This window comes from Nostoc cf. edaphicum LEGE 07299 (genome assembly GCF_015207245.1).
GTDB classification, from domain to species: domain Bacteria; phylum Cyanobacteriota; class Cyanobacteriia; order Cyanobacteriales; family Nostocaceae; genus Nostoc; species Nostoc edaphicum_B.
Genome location: NZ_JADEXF010000022.1, coordinates 1 through 11,699 on the forward strand (window position 1 = coordinate 1; position 11,699 = coordinate 11,699).

Annotated in this window: 13 protein-coding genes and 1 pseudogene; 11 read left to right on the forward strand and 3 right to left on the reverse strand. The window is 39.6% G+C overall.

Going from position 1 to position 11,699, the window contains the following annotated elements:
* Positions 1-379 precede the first annotated feature (379 nt).
* Together IQ229_RS01330 and IQ229_RS01335 are read right to left on the reverse strand one after the other, a co-directional pair.
* Complete coding sequence (locus tag IQ229_RS01330; protein ID WP_194040571.1) at positions 380-571, reverse strand: hypothetical protein; 192 nt, start codon at positions 569-571, stop codon at positions 380-382.
* A 27-nt stretch (positions 572-598) separates the two neighbouring features.
* Positions 599-1,222: an SMI1/KNR4 family protein gene (locus tag IQ229_RS01335; RefSeq protein WP_194040573.1), complete on the reverse strand. Its 624-nt coding sequence runs from the start codon at positions 1,220-1,222 to the stop codon at positions 599-601.
* A gap of 445 nt (positions 1,223-1,667) precedes the next feature.
* Between IQ229_RS01335 and IQ229_RS01340 the strand changes: the two genes are divergently transcribed.
* Together IQ229_RS01340 and psb35 are read left to right on the forward strand one after the other, a co-directional pair.
* Positions 1,668-1,850 (forward strand): CsbD family protein, encoded by a 183-nt coding sequence (locus tag IQ229_RS01340; protein ID WP_094351326.1) that lies wholly within the window; start codon positions 1,668-1,670, stop codon positions 1,848-1,850.
* A 233-nt stretch (positions 1,851-2,083) separates the two neighbouring features.
* Entirely contained in the window at positions 2,084-2,290 is a 207-nt protein-coding gene (gene psb35, locus IQ229_RS01345) for a photosystem II assembly protein Psb35 (protein WP_194040575.1), read from the forward strand.
* Positions 2,291-2,311: 21 nt separating this feature from the next.
* Here the strand turns inward: psb35 and IQ229_RS01350 are convergent, their stop codons facing one another.
* The gene (locus IQ229_RS01350) at positions 2,312-3,406 is read right to left on the reverse strand and encodes a hybrid sensor histidine kinase/response regulator (RefSeq protein WP_194040577.1); all 1,095 of its coding nucleotides are present in this window, start codon (positions 3,404-3,406) and stop codon (positions 2,312-2,314) included.
* Between the two features lie 577 nt (positions 3,407-3,983).
* Between IQ229_RS01350 and IQ229_RS01355 the strand changes: the two genes are divergently transcribed.
* From IQ229_RS01355 to IQ229_RS01395, 9 genes and pseudogenes are all read left to right on the forward strand, one after another.
* Positions 3,984-4,703, forward strand: a complete 720-nt coding sequence (locus tag IQ229_RS01355) for a response regulator (RefSeq protein ID WP_194040579.1) — start codon at positions 3,984-3,986, stop codon at positions 4,701-4,703.
* 178 nt (positions 4,704-4,881) lie between these two features.
* Entirely contained in the window at positions 4,882-6,570 is a 1,689-nt protein-coding gene (locus tag IQ229_RS01360; RefSeq protein ID WP_194040581.1) for an NAD(P)H-quinone oxidoreductase subunit 4, read from the forward strand.
* A gap of 192 nt (positions 6,571-6,762) precedes the next feature.
* Positions 6,763-6,951, forward strand: a complete 189-nt coding sequence (locus IQ229_RS01365; RefSeq protein ID WP_194040583.1) for a hypothetical protein — start codon at positions 6,763-6,765, stop codon at positions 6,949-6,951.
* Positions 6,936-7,241, forward strand: coding sequence for a type II toxin-antitoxin system RelE/ParE family toxin (locus IQ229_RS01370; RefSeq protein WP_194040585.1), 306 nt, complete (start codon positions 6,936-6,938; stop codon positions 7,239-7,241). Before IQ229_RS01365 ends, IQ229_RS01370 begins: the two co-directional genes overlap by 16 nt.
* 220 nt (positions 7,242-7,461) lie before the next feature.
* Complete coding sequence (thrB, locus tag IQ229_RS01375) at positions 7,462-8,376, forward strand: homoserine kinase (RefSeq protein ID WP_194040587.1); 915 nt, start codon at positions 7,462-7,464, stop codon at positions 8,374-8,376.
* A gap of 29 nt (positions 8,377-8,405) precedes the next feature.
* On the forward strand, positions 8,406-8,918 hold the full coding sequence (locus IQ229_RS01380; protein ID WP_194040589.1) for a hypothetical protein: 513 nt from the start codon (positions 8,406-8,408) through the stop codon (positions 8,916-8,918).
* A gap of 550 nt (positions 8,919-9,468) precedes the next feature.
* Complete coding sequence (locus IQ229_RS01385) at positions 9,469-10,005, forward strand: universal stress protein (protein ID WP_194040593.1); 537 nt, start codon at positions 9,469-9,471, stop codon at positions 10,003-10,005.
* Between the two features lie 295 nt (positions 10,006-10,300).
* Positions 10,301-10,666, forward strand: coding sequence for a DOPA 4,5-dioxygenase family protein (locus IQ229_RS01390; protein WP_194040591.1), 366 nt, complete (start codon positions 10,301-10,303; stop codon positions 10,664-10,666).
* A 424-nt stretch (positions 10,667-11,090) separates the two neighbouring features.
* Positions 11,091-11,699 (forward strand): annotated as a pseudogene (locus IQ229_RS01395) (hypothetical protein); the annotation flags it as partial.

Here is an 11,699-nt window from a genome sequence, read left to right on the forward strand (position 1 = left end):
ATATTGGGAGTTGGGAGTTGCTTGAGTACTAAAATTTGATTGCATAAATATCTTCATAAATCCTACAATTAATAAGCTAGAAATAAACGTGGATAATTTTTCCTGCTGTCTTTTAGCAGAAATTAGTCACAACTTTTATTAGGTAATTCAAAGTCGCTGCTGAGACTTCTCTATGCCTTCTTGCACTAGCTAAACTATTCTTCAGTTAAAATCTGAACAATTATGTTGATTTCTGCTAATTTTTGTGACAAAATCCTTATTCTGCAAGCTACTGCTCCTAAAGTATTTACAGAGATTTCAACTATTTTTAGTGTCAGTTATTTCTAATACTTGCTTAAGTAGTTATGAGTTATAGAAGCAATATACAGCGGATTGCAAGTTAATAAGTGACTATTAAGAAAGATGTGACTAATATATAACCCAATAAGCTTGGGTTAGCCCCAAAAACCTTAAAAGGTTGGGCAGCCACTGCGCCCTTGCGTTTCCCGACTTGTACCTCTACGAGGAAGCAAGCTACGCTTTTAGCGTTCCCTTCAGGTAGCAAGTGGCGTTTGAGGAACGAAACCAACATTTGCAGGACTTCATATTTTTTTTTAAATTATGAGTTATATTTTCGATATATCTCTTTTTCAAGTTCTAGCTTTTCTTCATCTATTCGGATTATCATGTCATCTTCCTCTCCATCTTCATCTGGTATGAGTTGATATAAACCAAACTCACAACACTCTGCAATTACAGATATCATACTGATAAGATTTTTATATATTCTTACTGAATCCTCAAGACAACCAACATCCCAAAGATAAACCGGAGATGGATCGAGATCGCCAACTACATAAAGCATTCTTTTAGTCTCATACGCAGCAATAGGAAACCATTCTTGCTTCCAATATGCATCATCGTAGTTAGTTGCTTCCCCTATACCTTTGTAAATATAAACTGAATCTTGCAAGGAACAAAAAGAACAAATGATATCGGCTCTTAATTGCTCAGGAAATAAAAAATAGAGTGGTAGATACCCATTGTTATAACCAAGATCGGCGGTTCCATTGCGCCATTGATAAAGTTCGTATACTTCTTCGGATAACCGGAATGGTAAATCCTTTGTAATTTCGTCAATCTGCTGGCGAGTTAAACCTGGATTGTAACAATCAAAAAAATCATGATTGGTAGATTTTAACCAATTCAAAATATATTGAAGTTCATCCGTAAGTTCAGACATTTAACTAACCTCATTTAGTGATTAAAGACGAAAGTATTTTAAAGCATCTCATCTCATTTACCCGGAATTGAATACACAGCCTCACTAATATTGCACTATCTACCACCAAGCTGAAAGCCTCCGCACACTGTTGACATATTTACTATATCCAGTTGTTATAAGCCAAGTTGCGGTTTGTCAGTATCACTATATACCTGAAGTTATAAATTATCTTGTCTTAAGACTGAACAATATAATGCTACCTTTCTCTCTTTTGGATATTAGTTGAATTCTCAAGATGAATTTAACCTTTAAATAGTTATGTACAATGGACACAAATATTTGTCATAAGAACATCGTCAGATAGAAGCATTAAAAGTTATTTAAAACTAATCTATAGATATTGCAGCGCTTTTCAAGCAAGCAATAACTAATGACTACGTAACATATTTTAGGAACAAATAATATGAGTATCGAAGATAGAGCAAAAGCTTTTGCTAAAAACGTTGAAGGTAAAGTACAAGAGGCAGTCGGCGAAGTAACTGGCGATCCTAAAGATAAAGCTGAAGGTAAAGCTAAACAAGCTGAATCTCAAGTTCGTCACACTGCTGAAAATATCAAAGATGAAGTTAAAAAGACTTTAGAATAGTACACTATGGCAGAAGTTTTCCTCGCTGTAACAAGTTGCTCAAGTAACTAGATTTTGGTCATACTGTACAAGGTGGAATTTTATTTAGGAAGAAGGTTTAAGTTAAATAATTATTTACTGAACCTTCTCCCTTTATTAAGTCTGTTTTTTAACTAAAATTTTCAGGGATTTTGACAATAGCGATCGCAAAAAATTTATCAATCTATTACTGCTTTTTTCAAAGGTGCTAATTCATGATTAATATTCTATTTACCTATCTTTTAACAGACATCCCAACATCACAAGGTAATTCTACTTATTCTATTGTGCTGACAGCGTTATTAGGATTAGGCTTTATCGCTGCTGTAACTATAGGATCAATTGCCTGGTACAATTCCAAACGTCCTGTAGGTTGGGAAGATAAAAAACGTCCTGATATTGTTCCAGAAATTGATCGATAATAATTTTTTGTCTGCCTACTTTTAGTTTTCGTCAGCTAAAGGTAGACGGATAGTGAATGTGCTACCCTTGCCTGGTTCAGATGTCACATCGATTGTGCCTTGATGTGCTTCGATAATACAGCGAGAAAGATATAGCCCCAAGCCACTACCAGAACGTTGGTGTTTTCCTTGACGAAATCGCTCGAATAATATTGCCTGATCTGGTTTAGAAATTCCTGGCCCTGTATCTTGGATATCAATATTTACAGCTACCGCAGTATGATAGCAATGAATATCTACAGAACCTTTGTCTGTAAACTTGATAGCATTGCCGATAATATTTGTCAAAACTCGCCGCAGTTCTAAGCGATCGCCCATGACGGTGCTTGCCGTTTCACTTAGATCGATATTTACAGTTAATCCTTTTTCTTCAGCTAAAGGAGTTAATTCTTGGGAAACTTCACCAACTAATTCCTGAATATTGCAGGGAGAAATTTTTAAGGTTTTACAGCCCGCTTCATGACGATAAACTTCTAGCAAGGTATTTACCATTTCCAGCAGGTCTTGATTGCTGCCAATCATGGTATCAATTATCTCTTGCAATTGTGGCGAAACATCGCAAAACCTGCCTTCTAGCAATAATTTTAATACGCGGTTGGAGGCTACTAGTGGTATGCGTAAATCGTGAGTAAAACGCGAAACGAAATCTGCCCGGAGGTTCGCCATCTGATCTCGTTCGTCGATACTATGCTTGAGGCGCAAAAGCGATCGCACCCTTGCATGTAGTTCATCAGGATCGAATGGTTTGCGAATGAAGTCATCTGCACCAGCATCGAGTCCTTCAACAACGCTAGACTCATAGTGAGCCGTGAGCAGCAGAATCGGGATAAATGGCAACGCCTGATTCTGTCGGATGCGCCGAGTAAATTCATAGCCATCTAGCTCCGGCATCATCACATCTAAAAGAATTATGTCTGGCGGTGACTCCTCAACCATAGCCAGAGCAATCTTACTATCTTCTACCAAGCTAATTTCATAGTCCTCATCTTCTAGGACTGCTTCTAACACCAGTAGATTGTCAAAAACATCATCGACAACGAGAATTTTATCTTTTTTGACAGTTTTAGGTAAAGACATGGCTAAATAAAAAAGAAGTGCTTGGCTATCCCTAGCAAATCTAGTAATAGCTTACTTCACCAGCGCTGAGATTATTAACGATTAACATTTTCTTTTAGTGTTTCCTGAGTTAAATACCTATTTTCTACGTAATTAGACTGATGTTATGTGCTATCTATTTTAAACGACATATTTGTTTATAAGTATATTAGCCGCCTGAATTATCCAATTAATATCAGTGCCTGGGTGCTATGGTGAGTTACTTTAGTTCCTTTTATGTGCATAATCCAACTCAAAGGCAGGGTAACTACTTAATAGTTACCTACTTCTGCTTGCTACCAGATTTTTAATGAAAAATTTTCTAGCATAAAACATCGAGCATTAGGTTAATCTATAGAAATATTTTTTGATTAAATTATATTGTCATATCGAAACTCTTGCCTTAGAAAGGCTTACGAGATAAGGTTATCTATGTCTAATGGTAGATGAAGTTCAGGGAATAATACCAAACGCATTGCTTTTTGTATAAGATCCCGAATAGAAGAACGAGATTATTTTAATCTGTACTTGAGATAAATAACAGTAAAGTTAAGTAACTATGAGTGAAATCAAGATCCTTGTGATTGAAGATCACAACCTGACAAGAATCGGCTTAAGGTCTGCCTTACAAACCCAGCCAGAGTTCAATATTGTTGGTGAAGCAGCCAATGCAACCGATGGCATCAAGCTTCTGAAAACTCTTAAGCCGGATGTTGCTACTATTGACATTGGTTTGCCTGACATGGATGGCATTGAGCTAACACGCACATTTAGGCAACATCAGGCAGAGAATGAGGACTACACAACAAAGCTGCTAATTTTAACGATGCAAAATAGCGAACAAGCAGTTTTAGCAGCATTTGCAGCAGGTGCAGATTCTTATTGCATGAAGGATATAGAAACTGAGAAACTAGTAGAGGCTGTGCAAACGACCTATGCAGGTAGCTCATGGATTGATCCAGCGATCGCAGACCTTGTACTACAACAAATACGTCAAGATTTCCCCGATGGCAGCAGAGGCGCATCTGGAAAAAGAGTTTTGATTGAAGGTATTGACCCAGATGTTGAGAAAAGTATAGTCAGCTATCCTTTAACTCATAGAGAGATGGATGTTTTAGAGCTGATTGTTGCTGGGTGTGACAATGCAGAAATTGCGAAAAGGCTCTACTTAACAGTCGGTACTGTTAAAACTCATGTTCGAGGTATTCTCAATAAACTCTGTGTTGCTGACCGGACACAGGCTGCCGTCCGTGCTTTGCGGGCGGGATTAGTACCGTGAACAACTAAAAATCTTTCTTCCCCAGTCCCCAGTCGCCATTTTCAAGTCAATTGTCTTTAAGCCAAAGCGGTTAACTGGGACAAATATTTATGGTTAACTAGGATAAATACTTATGAAGAAATTGTTACAAAGTTTAGTACAATGACATCATCCCAAATAAGTATTTTTTCTCATATACATGATAGCGGATCAATTTCCCTGGCTTACCGCAATTGTCTTGCTGCCACTCATTGCTTCTCTGCTTATCCCTGTGCTACCAGATAAAGATGGTAAGCGCGTTCGATGGTATGCATTGGGTATAGGTATCGCAGATTTCGCCTTGATGTGCTACGCCTTTTGGAAGCATTACGATGCCAGCAGTGCTAGTTTTCAACTTGTAGAAAGTTATGCCTGGATGCCTCAGTTGGGTCTGAACTGGGCGGTATCAGTCGATGGACTATCAGTACCACTTGTGCTGCTAGCAGGATTTGTCACTACACTCTCGATGTTTTCGGCTTGGCAAGTTGATCACCGCCCTCGCCTCTTCTATTTTTTGATGCTGGTGCTGTATTCTGCACAAGTGGGGGTGTTCGTTGCCAAAGACTTGCTGCTATTTTTCATTATGTGGGAAGTAGAGCTAATCCCCGTCTACCTACTAGTCTGCATTTGGGGTGGGCAAAGACGGCGTTATGCGGCTACGAAATTTTTGTTGTATACCGCAGCTGCTTCTATATTTATTTTGGTGGCAGCCCTGGCAATGGGGTTATACGGCGGCGGTAATATGACATTTGATATAACCGCCCTCGCTAGTAAAGAATTTCCACTTGGTCTACAACTGCTACTTTATGCAGGATTGTTGATTGCATTTGGTGTCAAGCTTGCTGTTTTCCCCATGCATACTTGGTTGCCTGATGCTCACGGCGAAGCATCTTCTCCTGTATCGATGATTCTGGCTGGTGTGTTGCTGAAGATGGGCGGATATGGGCTGATTCGCCTGAATCTGGAACTACTTCCCGATGCACACATTTATTTTGCGCCAGTTCTAGCCATTCTGGGTGTTGTCAACATTATCTATGGTGCATTGAACTCTTTTGCTCAGACCAATATGAAGCGGCGTTTAGCTTATTCGTCGATTTCTCACATGGGGTTTGTACTGCTGGGGATTGCCTCATTCACTGATTTGGGAATCAACGGCGCGATGTTGCAGATGATTTCGCATGGTTTAATTGCATCAGTGCTGTTCTTCTTAGCAGGTGTTACTTACGATCGCACCCACACAATGGTAATGAAAGATATGGGCGGTATTGGTCAAGCCATGCCCAAAGTCTTTGCCCTGTTTACAATCGGAGCAATGGCATCCCTAGCACTTCCCGGTATGAGCGGCTTTGCTGGCGAACTTTCGGTATTTGTTGGGATGACCAGCAGTGACGTTTACAGTTCGACTTTTTGCACCGTAACGGTTTTTCTCGCCGCAGTTGGAGTTATCCTCACACCGATTTATCTACTTTCCATGCTGCGAGAAGTGTTTTATGGTAAAGATGCAGCACTGCTATGCGACATTAATAATGCAGGTTTGGAAAATCAAGAAGATGACGGAACAGTTTGTTTTGGTACAGACTGCTTCGTGCCAGAAGATGCAGTCTACGACGATGCTAGACCGCGTGAGGTGTTTATCGCTGCCTGTTTTCTGCTGATGATTATTGGCATTGGTTTCTATCCTAAGATGGCGATGCAGATGTACGATGTGAAGACCGTTGCAGTCAATGCTAATCTTCGCCAGTCTTATGCCATAATCTCGCAAAGCAATCCTCAGATTTATGCAAAGGGACTCTTGGTTCCGCAAGTTTCAGAGGTTGAGGTAGCGCCCGTTTTAGGAACTTTGAAGTAAGCTTTTCTTCTGTGGAAAGAGCGATCGCTAACTTCGAGAACTTCTAGGTATCTTTCTGAGGAATAATAGAGCATTGATAGCTGCTCACTATGGGTAGGCTATCAATGTCATATTAGAGTTATATTAATGATGGCGGACTCTACACCCAACCATAGCGTTCAGTTGCTTTATTAATAAACTAAAAATCAAGCTATGAATACCACAAAAGAAAAAGTTCAATCTCTGCTAAATCAATTGCCAGACGATTGCTCAATCGAAGATATCCAATACCATCTATACGTAATTGAGAAAGTTAGTCGTGGATTAGAAGCAGCCGATATAGAAGGAGTAATTACACAAGAGGAAGTTGAAAAACGTTTGAGCAAATGGCTTATCAAGTAGTTTGGTCTTCTAAAGCACTAGAGGATGTAGAAGCGATCGCCACATATATATCTCGTGACTCGACTGCTTATGCTGCGGCAGTGGTTCAAAGAATAATCGATGTAACTCGTCACTTGAGTAACTTTCCTTTCTCAGGTCGAATAGTACCAGAGTTTGACGATGATAATATTAGGGAAAAGTTTGTATACAGCTATCGAGTCATCTATCGAATTCAGGGTGATACTTTAACTATTGCAGCGGTGATTCATGGAAAAAGACTATTGGAAAAACTGGATGCAGATTCAGAGTAAGTCGCAAGCTAGATTGAAGAAAAAACTAATTTGAATTATTGCTTGATCTATAGCTCATATCATGTCAGCTTGATTGCTTATTATTAAACCACAATTCCCGCAGAATATATCACAGATAAATGAATTCCGGGTTTTGGAATACTTACAGACAATTAATATAATTCATTAGCAAATCAACCCTTTACATGGGATGCTAGTTGATGATTAGTGAGTTTTGCCAATGTCTGTTGTTTCTACCATCACTGTTACCGTTCCCGCCACAACTGCGAATTTGGGGCCAGGTTTTGATTGCATCGGTGCAGCTTTAAAGCTGTACAACGAGTTCAAGTTCACTCGCCTAGAAGAGGGTGGGCTAAGTATTCATGTCACTGGTACAGAAGCTGAACGAGTCCAACCTGATGAGAGCAATCTCCTTTACCAAGCGTTTGTCAAGTTCTATCAACATATAGAGCAAACACCGCCGACTGTGAAAATAGAGATTAAGTTAGGTGTCCCGTTGGCGCGGGGTTTAGGTAGTTCGGCGACAGCAATTGTTGGTGGGTTGGTTGCGGCTAATCAACTTGAAGGTACGCCTATGAGTCAATCACAGGTGATGGAGTTAGCGATCGCAATGGAAGGACATCCTGATAATGTAGTTCCAGCTTTGTTGGGAGGATGTCGTCTCGCTGCTACCAGTGGTGCAGGTTGGGAAATTTGTGATGTTCCCTGGCATAAAGATGTTGTGCCAGTTGTGGCTATTCCTGATTTTGAACTTTCCACTTCAAAGGCGCGAGGCGTTCTGCCAACAGAAGTAAGTCGTGCTGATGCGATTTTCAATACCGCCCATTTGGGCTTATTGTTGCGCGGCTTGGAAACTGGTAACGGACAATGGTTAAAGACAGGTTTGCAAGATAGATTGCATCAGCCCTATCGTAAAGCTTTGATTCCTGGTTATGATGCTCTCAACATCGCAGCTGTTAGTGCTGGTGCTTATGGTATGGTGATTAGTGGTGCGGGGCCGACACTGTTAGCTTTGGCGGATAAGTTACACTCAAAGGCTGTGGAGGCGGCGATGTTAGCTGCTTGGCAAGAAGAAGGAATTACAGCCGAGGTGCGATCGCTTTCTCTAGATACCCAAGGCGCAAAAAGCTTTTAATATTTTACTCAGCACTTAAAACTCGATTTATGGAGCAAACTCAGGCTGAAATAGCGGCGCTTAACTCTCAAATTCAGATTCTTTTAGAAGAACGCGCTGCACTCACGATAAAAAATAATGTCATCTCTGGCGAGAATGATTCACCCCAGGCGATGGTGGAAGCTTACCGCCGTCAAGCTAGAGAAAATGCCCAATTATCAGTTGAACTCCAAGGCATAGATGCAGCGATCGCCGCTTTAGAAGGCAAGATAAAACAAAAACAAGGTAAGTTAGTGCGATCGCAAGGTGAATCCAAACAACTTATCCAACAGCAGCAGCTAGAGGAAGCGAAAGAAGTGGCTCAGGTTCATGCTGAACGCATCAATCAACTTGCAAGTGAACTGGCCGCAGAAGTACGTTTTCTTAAGGCTTGTGCCAATCAACTGAGTCCAATGTATTGGCAGATTTATTACAAGCCCTTCATTACTGGCTTCAAGACAATCTCCGTTCCCTATGTCCGCTCTGATGGAGAAGTGTGGACAATTGTCAACCGGATTGTTTAATGCTTTAGCCTTTGCGTTGGTATGCAATATATTGACTTCTCTCTTTTTAGGCTATCCATTAACCCAATCTTTCTAAACAAAAATATAACTTACTTAAAACAAGAACAAAAGCATTAATAGTTATCCACTCAAATTTTCCAGTTTGTAGTTAGCGATCGCCTAGAAAATTTTCGTCATTTACATTCTTCTGCTTTTGTCAAATATCCACATATCGCCTTCTTCTACAATCCTGTTTCTGACTTATTTCCAGCAATCTTAAGAAAGATGTGACTAATGCATAGGGACTTTGAGAAAGGGATTTAGGCTCAGGGCCCAAAGTATTTATTCCAAAACGAGATCCTCCCTCATGCTCAAAGATAAATGCTGGCTTTCCTCACAAGTTCCTCAAATTGTTTTGCTATAAATATAAATATAAGGCGAAAATCTTTAAGAGATTTAAAATTCAAAAATCGTAAACATAAGTTGAGGGATTAGTCATTTTTGACAATCCAGCATCTGGAAACCCGAAACCGTAAAGACCAATTACCAATAAAATCGGAGGTCTATTATGATGTTTAAAAAGATTCTAGTTGCATTAGATCGCTCAGAAATAGGGCAACAGGTTTTTGAGGAAGCATTAGATTTAGCAAAGTTAACACAAGCTAGCTTAATGTTACTTCATGTCCTATCTTCCGAAGAAGAGGGTAGTCCTTATGTACCTATGCTGTCTAATATGGACTACTATCCAGGATTGAGCAGTCAAAGCTTTGAGTTATACCAAAAACAGTGGGATACCTTTAAAAATCTAGGAATCCAGATGTTGCAATCTTTCTGTGCCCAAGCAAACGCAGCAGGTGTGACTACGGAATTTACACAAAATGTTGGTAATCCTGGTCGCGTTATTTGTGATTTAGCCCATAGTTGTGGCGCTGACCTAATTGTTATGGGGCGTCGGGGTCATTCTCGGCTGATGGAACTATTTCTCGGTAGTGTGAGTAACTACGTTCTTCACCATGCTCCTTGTTCAGTCCATGTTGTGCATCTTTCAGTTACTCCTAAAATAGATGAAGTTGTCAAAGAAACTACAAGCACTTTCAGCGTTAACTAACTACTAAGCTATTCCACATTTAACTTGCATAATTAGGGTGGGCAAGACTTCGGCGCGATCGCTACTTCTCTGCGAGAGACTGCGCTAACGATAATGCTCAGTATGCTGCCTACCCCACAAAAGCTAGTTATCTCAATTGATCATCTCTGTAAATTCAATCTCCACAACCGCTCGCTAACTACACTGTATTGGGTTAAAATTGAGTGTAGGCGTAGCCCGTCATAGACATTGCTTTTTTAGTAAGAAATAAAAAGCCCGCTACCCAAAATTAGAGTTGAGAGCGAAAAGTGGATCTATGAAAGAAGATACTATCGAGATCGCTGGTTTTCATGCTCATGTTTACTTCGATCCTGCGAGTCGGGATGTCGCTGCGCGTGTACGCGAAGGATTAGACGCTAGGTTTGACGTGCGACTCGGACGCTGGTTTGACAAGCCTATCGGACCCCATCCAAAAGCGATGTATCAAGTTGCTTTCTTACCGAATCAGTTTGAGAAAGTCGTTCCTTGGTTAATGCTCAATCGTGAGGGATTGGATATTCTCGTTCATCCTGAGACAGGGGATGCTGTGGCAGACCACGCAGTTCATTCTTTATGGTTAGGAGAAAAGCTAGATTTGAATATTGAGTTTCTTCAACAGCTTAGTCCGACTTTATCTAATTAAGAAAAGTAAACGACTTTGTTGGGTAAAAGTTTTAGTTTGAGACGCGAAACTTTTTCTATTGAGACTAATTCTGGTGAAATTGAAAAAGTCCAATTTTTTAATCAATAAAGGTTTCAGGCTATGCCTAGACATTTTTAGCAGTTTGCTGCAAGTATTCGCAAGAAAGGAAAAATGAATCAAGTCGAGGCTCAGACCTTGACTAAAACTTAAGCTAAGTGTAACGGAAAACTGCTCCTATTTTGGTCTCTTCAAGTGGAGCAATTTTCTAACAGAAATGTAGCGCGTTCAGCATCTACAAGAATTAGTATTAAACCTCTTAGCAAATAACCGCTTATTAACACTTTCATTGAAAATAAAAAGAAGACATCCGTTTTACAGAATGCTATGCTGTTAATCAGCATTCTCATCAAAATAAATTTGTCTAATGAAAAACATCTCTGCGAAAGAAAAAATTGCAGGTATTTCCCAATTTGGCAAACCTAATTTCAGAGTTACAAAGAAACAGATTTTATTTAGTACCCTTATTATCTGCCTTGGTTTGCTGGGACTAGGTGGTTTCTGGTTTAAATCTAGATATAAAGTTGATAATCAGATGAGTGTAAAACTACAAGAATTATCTAATGTCGATTATCCAGCCAATCCCGCACCATTAGGAAAAAATTTTAAAAGATATTCTAATCGAAAATTAACACTTATTAAGAAAGATGATACACATTTCGATTTCGTACTAGAAGCAACAGATAAAAATACGGCAAAAATAGTTATAAAAAATGTTGATTTAGAGCTATTAGTTCCTAAAGCACCCGAATGGGTTAAAAAAGATCAAGGTTTAGAAATAATCGCTTTTACAGATAGGGAGTGGAACAGGCAACAGATTAGTTTTCCTGCTAATTCAAAAAATATAGAAATTGTTGGAGGAGATGGTTTTGAAAAGCAAAATATTGTAGAGATAGCTTTGGCTAATAATTGCTTAAATGCCGGATTTTGGGAAATTTTACTTTTTACTAAAGAGGATAATAACAAATCCCTTTAT